Source organism: Subtercola boreus (assembly GCF_003399625.1).
GTDB lineage: Bacteria > Actinomycetota > Actinomycetes > Actinomycetales > Microbacteriaceae > Subtercola > Subtercola boreus_C.
The window spans coordinates 87,260-101,126 of sequence record NZ_NBXA01000003.1 but is presented as its reverse complement, the minus strand read 5'-3'; the positions used below and the strand labels follow the sequence as shown (position 1 = coordinate 101,126).

Below are 13,867 nucleotides of genomic sequence, written 5' to 3'. Positions count from 1 at the left end.
CGTGGCACAAGGCGCGGCCTGCACCTGCAAATCTGTGATGGACTGGAGGCATGGAAGCTCTCTACACTGCAATTGCCCACGCGTCCGGTGGTGGCCGCGACGGTCACGTCCGAAGCGAAGACGACCGACTCGACCTCGACACGCGCCCGCCCAAGGAGATGGGCGGCACGGGCGAGGGAACGAACCCCGAACAGCTCTTCGCTGCCGGTTACTCGGCGTGCTTCCTGAGTGCGCTGCACGTGGTCGGCAAGAACCTCGGCGTCGACACGAAGGGCGCGGAGGTCTCGGCCAGCGTCAGTATCGGCAGCAACGGCGAAGGCGGCTTCGCCCTGGCCGTCGAGCTCGACGTGTACATCCCGAACGCCACAGCCGAAGACGCCCAGAAGGCAGCCGACGCGGCCCACACGGTGTGCCCCTACTCGAATGCGACCCGCGGCAACGTCGAGGTCACGATCGCGGTCGTCTCCTAGCGCGCCCTTCTCGTCAACATGCGGCACATTCGTGCCGATTCTCCACAGGTTCCGGATGCCCGGGGATACCGTCGCCGGTTGGCGATAGTGTCTCCGGGTGACCACAACCCCGCCTCCCGCAGCCGCTGGCTCGCCGCGCATGCTGCTGCTGTTCATTGCGATGGGGCTTGTCTGGGGCTCGAGCTTTCTGTTCATGAAAGTGGCGCTCACCGGGGTCTCGTTCGGTCAGGTGGCCTGGGCGCGTCTCGTGCTCGGTGCCCTGACGCTCGGGCTCATCGTGCTGATCGGGCGCTATCCACTGCCGCGCGAACCGATCGTCTACCTGCACTTCCTCGTCCTCGGTGCAGTGGGTTGCGTCGTGCCGTTCCTGTGTTTCGCCTGGGCCGAGCAGTACGTCTCGTCGAGCCTCGCCAGCATCTACAACGCCACGACCCCGATCATGACAGCGTTGATGGCGACGCTCGCCTTTCGGGTGGAGCGGCTGAACCGCAATCAGGTGCTCGGAATCGCCCTCGGCATCCTCGGTACGGTCGTCATCATCGGTCCGTGGGCCTATGCGGCCCTCACCGGTGACCTGCTGGGCCAGTTCGCCTGCCTGCTTGCATCGCTCTGCTACGGGTTCACGTTCGGGTACACCCGGCGTTTCCTCAGCTCGCGGTCATCGATCCAGGGCGTGCCGTTCGCCTTTCTGCAGATCGGCATGGGTGCGGCAGTGATGCTGGTGCTGACTCCCGTTCTCGCACTCGCGCCTGTGGCTCTGGATGTGCCCGTCGTCGCCTCGCTCGTCGCCCTCGGCGCGCTGGGAACGGGCATCGTGTACGTCTGGAACATCACTGTGCTGCGCTCGTGGGGCCCCACCTCCACATCGACGGTCACCTACATCACGCCTGTGATCGGGGTACTGCTCGGCGTCCTCGTGCTGGGCGACCGGTTCGGCTGGAACGCGCCGGTGGGTGCAGCCCTCGTTCTGCTGGGCATCCTGCTCACCCAGCGGCGGCTGCGACTGCTGCGCACGCGTGTCGAGTCCGTGCACCCCGCCCAGCCGGTGGGCGCCGATCCAGCCGCGACCCCATAAAGTTTCAGGTATGGATGCGAACGAAGCCTCAGCCACGACGCCGGACTCCGAAGAGACGGCGTGGGCGCTGAGACAGCTCGAGAGCATCCGGGAGAGCATCGACAATGTCGATGCGGCACTGATCCACCTGCTCGCCGAGCGGTTCAAGTTCACCCAGCAGGTCGGCCGGCTCAAAGCCCGGCACGGGCTGCCGGCCGCCGACCTCGACCGTGAGGCGCGGCAGATCAGGCGCCTGCGCGGCCTCGCCTCAGAGGCGCACCTCGACCCCGAGTTCGCCGAGAAGTTCCTCGGCTTCATCGTCGCCGAGGTCATCCATCATCACGAGAAGATCGCGGGCGCCGCCGCGGCTCCCGCGTCCCCCCGCCCGCCCGCGGCCTGACCCGCTCGCCCGCCCCCGGCCCCGCGGCCGTCCCGCTTCACATTAATCGAGTGGGCAGTTTCGGCCCCAAATGTCAGCGCTGGGGGCCGGAACTGCCCACTCGATTACCGGCAGGGGGGAGGGAGCGCACCGGGCAGGCGAGCGTCAGACTGCCGCGGCGCCGAAGCGCGCGGGGAGCGTGCCGCGGTGCGTCGCGTGCAGCTCGTCGAGACCGATCACGAACTGGCCCTGGATGTCGAGCGCGGCAGCGCCGTCCGAACCGCTGTCGGTCACCCCGATCCGCAGCACCGGGTAGTCGCGGCCCTCGCAGAGCCCCATGAACTTCACGTCGTCCTCGCGCGGAACCGACACGATCACGCGCCCGGTCGACTCGCTGAACAGGGCGGTCGTGAGGTCGATGCCATCCCGCAGCATCAGCTCGTCGAGCCAGACCCGCGCACCCACACCGAACCGCAGAACCGCCTCGGCCAGCGCTTCGGCCAGCCCGCCGTCTGAGAGGTCGTGTGCCGAGGCGAGCAGGCCCTGCATCGCACCCGCGTGCAGCAGCCCGGCCAGCGCGGCTTCGCGCGCAAGGTCGACAATCGGCGGACGCCCGCCGAGGTGGTCGTGGATCGTGCCGGCCCAGGCCGACCCGTCCAACTCCTCGCGGGTGATGCCGAGCAGGTAGATGTTGTTGCCTTCGTCCTGCCAGCCGCTCGGCACCCGCCGCGCGACGTCGTCGATCACGCCGAGCACGCCGACGACCGGCGTCGGGTGGATCGGCGCCCCGCCGGTCTGGTTGTAGAACGACACGTTGCCGCCGGTCACCGGGATCTCGAGCTCGAGGCATCCATCGCTGAGCCCCGCAACGGCCTGCGAGAACTGCCACATGACCTCGGGATTCTCCGGACTGCCGAAGTTCAGGCAGTCGGTCACAGCGACAGGCACCGCGCCCGTCACAGCGACGTTGCGGTACGCCTCGGCCAGTGCGAGCTGCGCACCGAAGTACGGGTCGAGCTGGCAGTAGCGCCCGTTCGCATCGGTCGCGATGGCAAAGCCCAGCCCGGACTCCTCGTCGACGCGGATCATGCCCCCGTCATCCGGGAACGACAGGGCCGTGTTGCCCATGACGTAGCGGTCGTACTGGTCGGTGATCCAGCTCTTCGACGCCAGGTTCGCGCTGCCGAGAAGGGTGAGCACCTGCGCCTTCAGTTCGCCGGCATCGGATGCCCGGGGCAGCGACAGCGCGTTGTCGGCCTGCAGCTTGTCGATCCACGTGGGGTACTCGACCGGACGATCGTAGACCGGCCCGTCGACCGCGACCGTGCGCGGCTCGACGTTCACGATCTGCTCCCCGCGCCAGTCGATGATGAGGCGCCCGGTGTCGGTGACCTCGCCCAGAACGCTGGTCTCGACATCCCATTTCGCCACGACCGCGAGGAAAGCGTCGAGCTTCGACGGCTGAACGACAGCCATCATGCGCTCCTGGCTCTCGCTCATCAGAATCTCTTCGGCGTTCAGCGACGGATCGCGCAGCAGCACCTTGTCGAGTTCGATGTACATGCCGCCGTCGCCGTTGCTGGCCAGCTCGCTGGTCGCGCACGAGATGCCGGCAGCGCCCAGGTCCTGGATGCCCTCCACCAGCTTCTCGCGGAACAGTTCGAGGCAGCACTCGATGAGCACCTTCTCGGCGAACGGGTCGCCGACCTGGACGGCCGGGCGTTTGGTCGGACCCTTGGCGTCGAACGTGTCACTCGCCAGAATGGATGCCCCGCCGATCCCGTCTCCGCCGGTGCGAGCCCCGAACAGCACGACCTTGTTGCCCGCGCCCGATGCGTTGGCCAGGTGGATGTCCTCGTGGCGGAGCACGCCGACCGCCAGAGCGTTCACGAGAGGGTTGCCCTGGTACACGGAGTCGAAGTAGGTCTCGCCACCGATGTTCGGAAGTCCCAGGCAGTTCGCGTAGAAGCTGATGCCGCCGACCACGCCGTGCACGACGCGTGCCGTGTCCGGGTTGTCGATGTCTCCGAAGCGCAGCTGGTCCATGACCGCGACGGGGCGGGCCCCCATCGAGATGATGTCTCGCACGATGCCGCCGACGCCGGTGGCTGCGCCCTGGAACGGCTCGATGTAGCTCGGGTGGTTGTGCGACTCGACCTTGAACGTGACAGCCCAGCCCTCGCCGACATCCACGACGCCCGCGTTCTCGCCGATGCCGACCATCAGGTTCTTGCGCATCTTCTCGGTCGTCTTCGAACCGAACTGCCGGAGGTAGATCTTGCTCGACTTGTAGGAGCAGTGCTCGCTCCACATCACCGAATACATGGCGAGTTCGCCGCTCGTCGGGCGGCGCCCGAGGATCTCGCGGATGCGCGCGTACTCGTCGGGCTTCAGGCCGAGCGCCGCGTAGGGCTGCTCCTTGTCGGGTGTCGCCATGGCGACCTCGACGCTGTCGACAACGGGGCGGGCAGCGGTTTCGGCGGCAGTTTCGGCGGTGTCAGACACGCGGAGGGGCTCCTTCGGGGGGCGTGGGCAGGCGCGCCAATTCTACCGGTGCGACGCGAGGCGCGGGCGGGGGTGGGGCGGACCGGACGTGCGTTGCCCGCCCCAGGACTCTCCGCAGCGCGACCCCGGTTCGCTCCGCGGTGGTACCGTGGCGGCGTGGGCGACGACGAGGCTCTTCCGGCAGCAGGATCGGATCCGCTCGCGCCTGGGCCGGAACCATCCGCCGCCCCCTTGCCCTCCCGTCGTGCGGCGCTCCCGTTCCAGCAGTTGGGGGTGATCGTCGTCGGCATGAGCGTCGCCGTCTGGTGGCCCGCGTTCACGCTCGGAGCGTGGGGGGAGATCTTCTTCGACACCCTGCTCTCCGTCTGGGCTGCAGCCTCGGCGGGTTTCGTGCTGGCGATGCTCGTGCCCGCTGCGCGCCGCCGCCTCGGCTGGACCTCGCTCACACTCCTGCTCCCCAGCCTCTGGTTGGTGCTCTCGCTTGCGGTGCCGAACGAGTCCGAGAACCTCGGGGTCGCGATCGTCGCCGTAGTCGGGGTTCTCGTGGTGCTGCTCGGAGTTCCGTTCATGGTCTGGGCGCTCGCTCGCCTCGCCTGGCCGGAGATCAGCGAGACGGTTCCGCAGAGGGGCAAGATGCTCGTGCTGGCGACCGTCGCGGTCGTGGCGATCGCCTCGTTCGCGCTCGGCGCCAACGAATCCCGCTTCCTCACCTGCGAGGACTTCACCATCAGCGGCAACTCCGAGCCGCCCGGCTGCGTGCACGAGTCCCCCTGACCCGCGCGCCCGCCGCCTCCGCCCCCCGCCCGCTCTCCCGCCCCGTCCCGCCCCGCCCCGCCCGTCGCGCTCAATCGAAGGGGCAGTTCGGGCCCTCAGGCGCAGAATCGAGGGCCCGAACTGCCCCATCGATCCTGGTGCGGTGCTCAGGCTCTCCAGCCAGCCGCGATGAGGGCGTCACGGATCTCCGTCACCGTGCGATGCCGACCGGCGCGGGTCAGTCCCGCCTTTCGCACGGTGACCAGCGTGAAGCCGGCTGCGCGCAGGTCAGCCGCGCGCTGTTGATCCCGTTCGTACAGCTCCGAATCCTCACGATGTTGCTGCCCGTCGTACTCGACGATCACCTTCCACGTGAGATAGACGAGATCGACGCGCGGTACAAACGACGACCGAGTGCCGTGGATCAGAACGTTGATGGCTGGCTCGGGCATCCCGCTCCGGATGATCAACAGGCGCAGCAGCGTCTCCTTGGGTGATTCGCACCCCAGCCGCACGAGCTCGAGCGCTGCCACGAGCTTCTGTTTGCCGGGCCCGCGGAATGCGCCCACGCGACTTCGCAATTCTTCCGGCAAGGCATACGGTCGGAGAGCTGGCGCGTGCGTGTCTGGATAGACCGGTACGAGTACAAGTGCGTCACCGACGGCCACGAGATCGTCGATGCTCAGGATGCTCGCCAGCTGCAGCCACGTGCTCACGGCGTCGCTCGCCCTGGCTCGCCCCAGTAGCACCACCCGATGGGTCGGAGGGCAGAGCCGGTGCGCGGTCACCCCCGTCGCCCGCACCCGGTTGACGCGGTTCGCTGTGGCGACGTGGATGGTGTCGTCTGCCGAGAACCTGCGCGGCAGAGGCAGCTGCCACAGGCGTGCGGCGGTGGTGTGGCTGAAGAACTGGTCGGCTGCGAGTCGGGGCGCGTATGCGGCGGCCTGCTCCACCGCCGACTCGATCTTCGCCGATCGCATCCGCACGCCGCGGTACGGGGCGGCCAGGTCGCCGCCGTCGAGCCGACGCTTTCCGACCCCGCTCGCTTCGGCTGCGCGCACGGAGAACGGTCGGAGAGCGAATTCGGCGGGCAGCTGATGTGGACGTGACATCCGGCAATGATGGCAAAATCCGCCGAACTGCGTCCCGAGTTATCCACAGGCCCGAAAGCCCTTCGATCGAGTGGGCAGTTTCGGCCCCCAGAACTGATTTTCAGGGCCCGAACTGCCCACTCGATTAGGTGGTGGGGGAGGGGAGGGGGAGGGGGACGGGGGTCAGGCGGGGAGGAGGGACGCTAGGAGGGAGGCGAAGAGGGGGAGGCCATCGATGCCGGAACGCATGGCGAGGGCGGTGTCGGGGCCGAAGCCGGGCTCGACGGCGTGCTCGGGGTGCGGCATCAGGCCGACCACGTTGCCGCGGGCGTTCGTGACGCCCGCGATGTCGTTCATCGATCCGTTCGGGTTCACGTCGAGGTAACGGAAGGCCACGAGGCCTTCGCCCTCCAGCCGCGCGATGGTCTCGGCCGAGGCGATGTAGCCGCCTTCACCGTTCTTCAGCGGAATGGTGATCTCGGGCGCCCCGGATGCAGCGGACGACGCGAAATCGCCGGTCGCCGATGCTGTACCAGACCGGCCAGCCGTGCCGGATGCGCCAGGCCCGCCAGCTGCGCCAGACCCGCCAGGCCCATCACCCGTGCCGGCCAGGGCCGCGCGGTCGCGCGCCGCGGCCGCATACCCCGACGTCCACGCCGTCGACGTGTTCTCGACGCGCAACCGCTGGTCGCGGCAGATGAAGTTCCCGTGGTCGTTGCGGATCAGCCCGCCGGGTAGCAGGTGCGCCTCGGTCAGCATCTGGAATCCGTTGCAGATGCCGAGCACGGGCATCCCGGCCTCCGCGGCCGTCACGACCTCGGCCATGATGGGCGACAGGGACGCGATCGCGCCGGCCCGCAGATAGTCGCCGTAGCTGAAACCGCCCGGCAGGATGATCGCGTCGACGCCCTCGAGGTCGTGCGTTCCGTGCCAGAGCGGCACAGCGGTCGCTCCGACCAGGCGCACGGCGCGGGCGGCGTCGCGGTCATCCAGCGAACCGGGGAAGGTGACGACACCGACGCGCGGGGCGCCCGAGGCAACGCCCATCAGGACAGGCCCTCGCGGATCTCGGCCTGCGCCTCAGGCGTCGACGCCTCGTCGAACGACGTATCGGTCGTGACGTTGCCCGAGGCGAAGTCGGCCGCCGCATCGAGCCCGAACCCGTCGGCGCCGGCGAAGTGCACGCTGATCACGTCTTCGATCACGAGGTTGGCGAGCAGTTCATCCGCCAGCGCGGCCACTTCGGCGAGGATCGCATCGTCGGCGGGGCCGGCGACCTCGATCTCGAAACGTTTGCCGACGCGCACGCCGGTGATCTCTGAACGACCCTGGCGGGACAGCGCGCCGGCGACGGCCTTGCCCTGCGGGTCGAGCAGCTCGGCTTTGGGCATGACCTCTACGACGATTGTGGGCACCAGGGACTCCTACGAACGGGGCGGGCGGATCGCCATCCATTCTACGCGGGCAGAGGCCCGATCGCCCGGCGAGGGCGCTGCCGGATGGATGACCGGGGTGCCCGGCCGCGAACGATCTTCCTCCACCGCGGCCGACTCACAGGCGATCCCTCTTATGAATTACTCACAACAAGTGCCACACTGGATGACGTGACCCCCGAACCCGTTGACAGCATCCGCCGCTCCGGCCTGCGTGTCACGACCCAGCGCGTGGCCGTGCTGCAGGCGCTTGAAGACATGCCGCACGCCGACACGGATGCCATCCATCGCCGTGTGCAGGTCAGCCAGCCGGGCATCACCGTGCAGTCGGTCTACGTCGTGCTCGCTGCGCTCACGGAGGCTGGACTCCTCCGCCGCATCGAGCCTGCCGGTTCGCCTGCGCTCTACGAACGCCGCATCGGCGACAACCACCACCACGCGATCTGCACCGGCTGCGGCGCAGTAGAGGACATCGACTGCGCCGTCGGCCAGGCACCGTGCCTCGAGCCGTCCGACGCCGGCGGATTCGCAATCGCCACCGCCGAGGTCACCTACTGGGGGCTCTGCGCAGCGTGCCAGGCCGCCGAGCGCCAGGCCGCCGAGCACCAGCCCGCCGAACACCACCCCGCCATCCATGAGACCGCCATCCACCACACCATCCCCTCCCCACGAAACTGAAGGAGCACCCATGACCGACTACGTGACCACCACAGAATCCGGCGCACCCGTCGCGAGCGACGACCACTCGCAGAGTGTCGGCGCCGACGGCGTCATCCCCCTGCACGATCACTACCTCGTAGAGAAGCTCGCCCAGTTCAACCGCGAGAAGGTCCCCGAGCGCATTGTGCACGCGAAGGGCGGCGGCGCGTTCGGCACGCTCGAGATCACCGACGACGTGTCGGCCTACACCCGTGCCGCGCTCTTCCAGCCCGACACCACCACCGAGGCGCTCGCCCGCTTCTCCACCGTCGCCGGCGAGCAGGGCAGCCCCGACACGTGGCGCGACCCCCGCGGCTTCGCGCTGAAGTTCTACACCACCGAGGGCAACTACGACCTCGTGGGCAACAACACCCCGGTGTTCTTCATCCGTGATGGCATCAAGTTCCCCGACTTCATCCACTCGCAGAAGCGCCTGCCGGGCAGCCACCTCCGCAACAACGACATGCAGTGGGACTTCTGGTCGCTGAGCCCCGAGAGCGCCCACCAGGTCACCTGGCTGATGGGTGACCGTGGGCTGCCCAAGTCCTGGCGCCACATGGACGGTTTCGGTTCGCACACCTACCAGTGGATCAACGCCGCGGGGGAGCGCTTCTGGGTGAAGTACCACTTCAAGACCAACCAGGGCATCGAGATCCTGAGCCAGGCAGATGCCAACCAGATCGCCGGTGAGGACGCCGACTTCCACATCCGCGACCTCGGTGAGGCCATCGACCGCGAGGAGTTCCCGAGCTGGACCCTCTCGGTGCAGATCATGCCGTACGCCGAGGCGGCGACCTACCGGTTCAACCCGTTCGACCTCACGAAGGTCTGGCCGCACAGCGACTATCCGCTGCACCGCGTCGGAACCCTCACGCTGAACCGCAACCCGGAGAACTACTTCGCCGAGATCGAGCAGGCCACCTTCGCCCCCTCGAACTTCGTTCCCGGAATCGCGGCCAGCCCCGACAAGATGCTGCTCGCCCGCATCTTCAGCTACGCGGATGCCCACCGCTACCGTGTCGGCACGAACCACGCCCAGCTGCCGGTCAATTCCCCGCACGCGGCCCCCGTCAACTCGTACTCGAAGGACGGCGCAGCGCGCTACTCCTTCAATGCGCCGTCGACGCCGGTCTACGCCCCGAACTCGATGGGCGGCCCTGCTGCGTCTGCGGATGCTGCGGCCGACAGTGCCGGGTGGCAGAACGACGGTGAGCTGCAGCGGACCGCGGCCACCCTGCACCCGGAGGACGACGACTTCGGCCAGGCCGGAACCCTCGTGCGCGAGGTGCTCGACGACGCTGCGCGGGACCGCCTCGTGGACAACATCGCCGGCCACGTGGGGCAGGTCACGATCCCGGAGATCAAGGCTCGCGCCCTGCAGTACTGGCGAAACGTCGACCAGACGCTCGGCGACCGCGTCGAGGCTGCCCTGGATGCCGCGGCAGCCGACAGCGGAATCGACCCCGATGTGGCTCCGCCGAACGCCGCGGGGATCAACCGCGAAGCCGAGGCGGATGTCGCGCTGAAGGTCTGACGGCGCGCCCCGTGAGGGGTAACGTCAGTCGTACGACGTGACGAAGGGGTCGGTGCCTCGAGGCGCCGGCCCCTTCGTTCTGCCCGGAACGCCGGGACCCCCCGGCCCCGGGCATCCAGAACCCGCGTGATCCACTTGAACGGAACCTGACCGATGCCGAGCCTGCCCGCACACCGCCGTTGGAGCGTGCAGCTCTTCGTGCTCGCGACCGTCGCAGCCGTCGCGGTCAGTGCGATCTACCTGCCGCAGTCGATGCTCACGAACATCGCGCGCGACCTCGGAGTGACACCCGGCGTGGCGAGCTTCACCGCGACCGCCGTGCAGGTGGGTTACGCCGTCGGCATCTTCCTGCTGGTGCCGCTCAGCGACCGCATCCAGCCGCGTCGGCAGATCACCATCCAACTCGTGCTGCTCGCCGTGGCCCTCGTGGCGACCAGCGTGCTTCCCGACATCGCCGGTGTCATCATCGGGTTCCTGATCGTGGGCGTTGTCGCGAACATCGCCCAGCTGACCATCCCGGCGGCGAACCGGCTGGCGCCCGCGGGGCGCTCGGGCGCGACGACGACAGCGTTGGTCGGGGCCCTGCTGGTGGGAATCTTCGGCGGTCGCATCGTGGCGAGCCTGCTGGTGGATGCCCTCGGCTGGCGCCTGGTGACCGTGATCTTCGCCGGGCTGATGCTGCTCCTCATCCCGCTTCTGAGGCGGGCGCTTCGAACCGACGTGGAGTTGAGCGGCGTCGGAACCTCCTACGGCGCACTGCTCGCCTCGACCCTGCGGCTGGTGACGAAGAGCCCCCCGCTGGTGTACTCGGCGCTCACGAACTTCTTCTCGTTCGCCATGTTCAACTCGTTCTGGACGGTGATGGTGCTGCACCTGACCGGCCCGCTCTACGGGTGGACGGTCGCCCAGGCCGGCCTGTTCGGTCTCGTCGGGCTCGCGGCGGGGGCCGCCACCCCTTTCGCCGGCCGTTTCGTCGACCGGTTCGGGGCCCTGAAGGTGGCGGGGGTGACACTCGGCATCGCGCTGGTGGGCGTGATCACGGTCGTGATCGACTCGAGCCAGGGCATCCTGTTCGGCCTCTCGATGTTCGTGCTGACCCTCGGCAACCAGGCCGCTCAGTCTGCGAACCAGAACCGGGCGCTGCAGGCGAACCCGCAGTCGCCGGCGCAGGCGAACACGATGTTCATGGTGGCGGTGTTCCTGGGCGGGTCGCTGGGTGCGCTCCTCGGGCCGATTGCGTTCGGCCTGGGTGGGATGACGCTCGTCGCCGTCCAGGCGATCGTGCTGGTGGGGCTGGCCCTGGTGGTGTGGGCGCTCGCGGTTCGGCGAGAGCGGGGCCGGGCATCCACTCGTGCGATGCCCGGCCCCGCCTGACGCGTCTGCCCGCGCGCGGCGAGCCCTGCGCTACTCGGCGAGCTTCGCCACGGCCTGGGCCCAGAGGAAGTACTTGTTGGTGCCGAGATCCTTGACCGTCTTGATGCCGAAGGCTGCCTTCAGGTGTTCGGCATCACTGTCGCTGACACCCTCCAGGGCTGCGACGGGGGCGCCAGCCAGCTCCTCGACCGGCAGCGTCTCGTAGGCCTTGTCGAACTTCGTTGCGATTCCCGCCATGACTATCTCCATTGTTAGATCCGAGGTTGTCGTACCTGTCGAACGCTAAACCTTCGTCGGACCAGATTCAAGCGTTCGGATTCGGGCGCTCAGATTCAGGATCCAGCCTCGCGGCCTACGCTGGAGCGAATGACTGAATTCTTCGCAGGTCTTACGTCGACGCCCTTGCTGCAGGCCCTGTTCTTCGTCGTGCTGGCGGTCGTGGCCGCGGTCGTCGTGACGGCTGCCACCGCCTTTGTCATCCGTCGCATCAGTCGCCGGAAGGACTGGGCGAAACACCTGATCCGGCGTGCCCGGGTGCCCTTCCGGCTGTTCCTGCTGGTGATTGCGCTCTGGATCGCGCTGCAGGCCACCAACGTCGATCCGTGGTGGCGCGAGTTCCTCAGCCACAGCGCGCTGATCGCCACCATCGCCTCCGGTGCCTGGCTGTTCTGCGCGCTCGCCATCTTCCTCGAGGATCTCGGTCTCGCACGGTACCGCACCGATGTGCCCGACAATCGGCATGCCCGGCGCCTCCGCACACAGGTGCTGATCATCCGGCGCGTCACGGTTGTGGCGGCGGTGCTCATCGGGCTCGGGGCGATCCTCTTGACGTTCCCCGGTGTCTCGGCCGCCGGCGCGTCACTTCTGGCGTCGGCCGGGCTCATCTCGATCGTGGCCGGTCTCGCCGCGCAGTCGACGCTCGCCAACGTGTTCGCCGGAATGCAGCTGGCCTTCAGCGACGCGATCCGGGTCGACGACGTGGTCATCGTCGAGACCGAGTGGGGCCGCATCGAGGAGATCACGCTCACCTACGTCGTGGTGCACCTCTGGGATGACCGGCGGATGGTGCTGCCGTCGACCTATTTCACGACGACACCGTTCCAGAACTGGACCCGCAAGAACTCCGAGCTGATGGGTTCCGTCGACTTCGACCTCGACTGGCGGGTCGATCCGGACGGTATGCGCGACGAACTGCACCGCGTCGTGGAACTCACCGACCTCTGGGATCACCGCGTCGCCATCCTGCAGGTCACGGATGCCGTGGGCGGCTTCGTGCACATCCGCATCCTGGTGACGGCGGTGGATGCGCCCACCCTCTTCGACCTCCGCTGTTATGTGCGCGAGCAGCTCGTGCGGTGGATCCAGCAGGTCTCGCCGCTGTCCGTGCCTCGCACGCGGGTCGAGCACTCGGAGACCCCGCTCGAGTCGGACGTGCCGCGAAAGCGCGCCGTGCCGACCGACACGCTGCCCGACGCGCTGTTCAGCGGCGACGCGTCGGCGGCCCTCCGCGGTTCGCAGTTCACCGGGCCGCTCGAAGTGCCGCGCGAGGCGCGCGCCGCCGCCCGTGCGGCTGAGGCCGCCGATTCGGGGGCCGACGACGGGACCGCCCCGCTCCGCTGACGCACCCGCCCGCCCGCCAGTCCCCGGCCACGCCGGATGCGCCGCGGTTTGTCGTTTCCGCACCTGCGCGCGCACCAGCAGAAGCGACACAGGTGCGCGCTTCCCGACCGGGATGCTGCGGGTAGGCTTCGAGCGGCGAAGGGAAGCACATGGGTGGCGGGCGTATCGCGTACGGAGACGACTCCGACCAGTTCGGCGAGTGGTGGATGCCCGACGGCAGCTCGCGTGCCATCGGCACCGCCGTGCTGCTTCACGGGGGCTACTACCGTTCCGGGCGGAACCTCGACCTGATGGATCCGATGGCCGCCGACCTCGCGGAGCGCGGCTGGGCCGTGTGGAACGTCGAGTACCGGCGTCCGGATGCCCACGACTGGGCCGCCACGGTGTCCGATGTGCGGGCCGCCCTCGCGGCTCTCGCTCGCATCCCGTCGTTCGCCCCCGACGTGCCGCTCATCGTGATCGGCCATTCCGCCGGGGGTCAGCTGGCGCTGCAGCTCGCCGAAGACTGGGCGGCTGCCACGTCCGCCGCCGGGAGTCCTGCCGCCACCGTCCCGCCCATCGCGCTGGCCGTATCGCTCGCCGGAGTCGTCGACCTGCCGGGCGCATACGAGCGCAACTCGAGCGACGGTGCCGTAGCACTGGCTCTCGGCGGTTCGCCCACCGAGCAGCCTGCGCGTTACGCCGCGGCTTCGCCGAGCCTGTTCGAGGGGCGCCGTGCACCGTGGCTGCTCGTACAGGGCACGGACGACGTCGACGACTTCGCCCTGCCGAACCGTGCTCTGGCCGCGAACGGCCGGGTCGGGCATCCGGAGCTGCTCGAACGGTCGGGCGACCACTTCGCCGTCATCGACCCTGCCGCCCCGATCTGGCACGCGACCATCGCCCGCGTCGCCGACCTGGTCTCGTAGCCGCGCTCACTCTCACCGCAGGCGGCCGCCCTGCACCGGCGGCATCC

The 13,867-nt window shown here is 68.7% G+C and carries 13 protein-coding genes and 1 pseudogene; 9 read left to right on the top strand and 5 right to left on the bottom strand.

Annotation, left to right across the window (positions count from 1 at the left end):
* Positions 1–50 precede the first annotated feature (50 nt).
* The 3 genes from B7R21_RS02225 (at position 51) to B7R21_RS02215 (ending at position 1,924) form a co-directional block, all read left to right on the top strand.
* Positions 51–470, top strand: a complete 420-nt coding sequence (locus B7R21_RS02225) for an organic hydroperoxide resistance protein (RefSeq protein WP_116281620.1) — start codon at positions 51–53, stop codon at positions 468–470.
* Positions 471–609: 139 nt separating this feature from the next.
* On the top strand, positions 610–1,545 hold the full coding sequence (locus B7R21_RS02220) for a DMT family transporter (protein ID WP_116281619.1): 936 nt from the start codon (positions 610–612) through the stop codon (positions 1,543–1,545).
* Between the two features lie 10 nt (positions 1,546–1,555).
* Positions 1,556–1,924: a chorismate mutase gene (locus B7R21_RS02215; RefSeq protein WP_116281618.1), complete on the top strand. Its 369-nt coding sequence runs from the start codon at positions 1,556–1,558 to the stop codon at positions 1,922–1,924.
* A 144-nt stretch (positions 1,925–2,068) separates the two neighbouring features.
* On the opposite strand, the gene purL is transcribed toward B7R21_RS02215, so the two are convergent.
* Entirely contained in the window at positions 2,069–4,339 is a 2,271-nt protein-coding gene (gene purL, locus B7R21_RS02210) for a phosphoribosylformylglycinamidine synthase subunit PurL (RefSeq protein WP_116281759.1), read from the bottom strand.
* A gap of 225 nt (positions 4,340–4,564) precedes the next feature.
* Here purL and B7R21_RS02205 point away from each other — a divergent pair, with 225 nt between their 5' ends.
* Positions 4,565–5,182: a hypothetical protein gene (locus tag B7R21_RS02205; RefSeq protein ID WP_253259597.1), complete on the top strand. Its 618-nt coding sequence runs from the start codon at positions 4,565–4,567 to the stop codon at positions 5,180–5,182.
* A gap of 146 nt (positions 5,183–5,328) precedes the next feature.
* Here B7R21_RS02205 and B7R21_RS02200 read toward each other — a convergent pair whose 3' ends face one another.
* The 3 genes and pseudogenes from B7R21_RS02200 to purS all read right to left on the bottom strand — a co-directional run.
* On the bottom strand, positions 5,329–6,273 hold the full coding sequence (locus B7R21_RS02200; protein ID WP_116281617.1) for a DUF559 domain-containing protein: 945 nt from the start codon (positions 6,271–6,273) through the stop codon (positions 5,329–5,331).
* A 162-nt stretch (positions 6,274–6,435) separates the two neighbouring features.
* Complete coding sequence (locus B7R21_RS20550; RefSeq protein ID WP_253259596.1) at positions 6,436–7,299, bottom strand: phosphoribosylformylglycinamidine synthase subunit PurQ; 864 nt, start codon at positions 7,297–7,299, stop codon at positions 6,436–6,438.
* A gap of 128 nt (positions 7,300–7,427) precedes the next feature.
* Positions 7,428–7,667 (bottom strand): annotated as a pseudogene (gene purS, locus B7R21_RS20545) (phosphoribosylformylglycinamidine synthase subunit PurS); the annotation flags it as partial.
* A gap of 189 nt (positions 7,668–7,856) precedes the next feature.
* Here purS and B7R21_RS02180 point away from each other — a divergent pair.
* The 3 genes from B7R21_RS02180 (at position 7,857) to B7R21_RS02170 (ending at position 11,292) form a co-directional block, all read left to right on the top strand.
* The gene (locus tag B7R21_RS02180) at positions 7,857–8,363 is read left to right on the top strand and encodes a Fur family transcriptional regulator (protein ID WP_253259595.1); all 507 of its coding nucleotides are present in this window, start codon (positions 7,857–7,859) and stop codon (positions 8,361–8,363) included.
* A 10-nt stretch (positions 8,364–8,373) separates the two neighbouring features.
* A complete protein-coding gene (locus tag B7R21_RS02175; RefSeq protein ID WP_116281614.1) occupies positions 8,374–9,918 on the top strand; it encodes a catalase in 1,545 nt (514 codons plus the stop codon).
* Between the two features lie 153 nt (positions 9,919–10,071).
* Positions 10,072–11,292, top strand: coding sequence for an MFS transporter (locus tag B7R21_RS02170; protein WP_116281613.1), 1,221 nt, complete (start codon positions 10,072–10,074; stop codon positions 11,290–11,292).
* A 30-nt stretch (positions 11,293–11,322) separates the two neighbouring features.
* Here the strand turns inward: B7R21_RS02170 and B7R21_RS02165 are convergent, their stop codons facing one another.
* Complete coding sequence (locus tag B7R21_RS02165) at positions 11,323–11,529, bottom strand: hypothetical protein (protein ID WP_116281612.1); 207 nt, start codon at positions 11,527–11,529, stop codon at positions 11,323–11,325.
* Between the two features lie 129 nt (positions 11,530–11,658).
* Between B7R21_RS02165 and B7R21_RS02160 the strand changes: the two genes are divergently transcribed.
* Together B7R21_RS02160 and B7R21_RS02155 are read left to right on the top strand one after the other, a co-directional pair.
* Complete coding sequence (locus tag B7R21_RS02160) at positions 11,659–12,912, top strand: mechanosensitive ion channel family protein (RefSeq protein WP_116281611.1); 1,254 nt, start codon at positions 11,659–11,661, stop codon at positions 12,910–12,912.
* A 149-nt stretch (positions 12,913–13,061) separates the two neighbouring features.
* Complete coding sequence (locus B7R21_RS02155; protein ID WP_116281610.1) at positions 13,062–13,820, top strand: alpha/beta hydrolase; 759 nt, start codon at positions 13,062–13,064, stop codon at positions 13,818–13,820.
* Positions 13,821–13,867: the final 47 nt, after the last annotated feature.

Excerpts from the sequence above, each read along its gene's own strand:
- B7R21_RS02165 (WP_116281612.1), bottom strand. The coding sequence starts at position 11,529 with ATGGCGGGAATCGCAACGAAGTTCGACAAGGCCTACGAGACGCTGCCG.
- B7R21_RS02175 (WP_116281614.1), top strand. The coding sequence starts at position 8,374 with ATGACCGACTACGTGACCACCACAGAATCCGGCGCACCCGTCGCGAGC.
- B7R21_RS02220 (WP_116281619.1), top strand. The coding sequence starts at position 610 with ATGCTGCTGCTGTTCATTGCGATGGGGCTTGTCTGGGGCTCGAGCTTT.
- B7R21_RS02160 (WP_116281611.1), top strand. The coding sequence starts at position 11,659 with ATGACTGAATTCTTCGCAGGTCTTACGTCGACGCCCTTGCTGCAGGCC.
- purL (WP_116281759.1), bottom strand. The coding sequence starts at position 4,339 with ATGGCGACACCCGACAAGGAGCAGCCCTACGCGGCGCTCGGCCTGAAG.
- B7R21_RS20550 (WP_253259596.1), bottom strand. The coding sequence starts at position 7,299 with ATGGGCGTTGCCTCGGGCGCCCCGCGCGTCGGTGTCGTCACCTTCCCC.
- B7R21_RS02155 (WP_116281610.1), top strand. The coding sequence starts at position 13,062 with ATGGGTGGCGGGCGTATCGCGTACGGAGACGACTCCGACCAGTTCGGC.
- B7R21_RS02170 (WP_116281613.1), top strand. The coding sequence starts at position 10,072 with ATGCCGAGCCTGCCCGCACACCGCCGTTGGAGCGTGCAGCTCTTCGTG.
- B7R21_RS02225 (WP_116281620.1), top strand. The coding sequence starts at position 51 with ATGGAAGCTCTCTACACTGCAATTGCCCACGCGTCCGGTGGTGGCCGC.
- B7R21_RS02215 (WP_116281618.1), top strand. The coding sequence starts at position 1,556 with ATGGATGCGAACGAAGCCTCAGCCACGACGCCGGACTCCGAAGAGACG.
- B7R21_RS02200 (WP_116281617.1), bottom strand. The coding sequence starts at position 6,273 with ATGTCACGTCCACATCAGCTGCCCGCCGAATTCGCTCTCCGACCGTTC.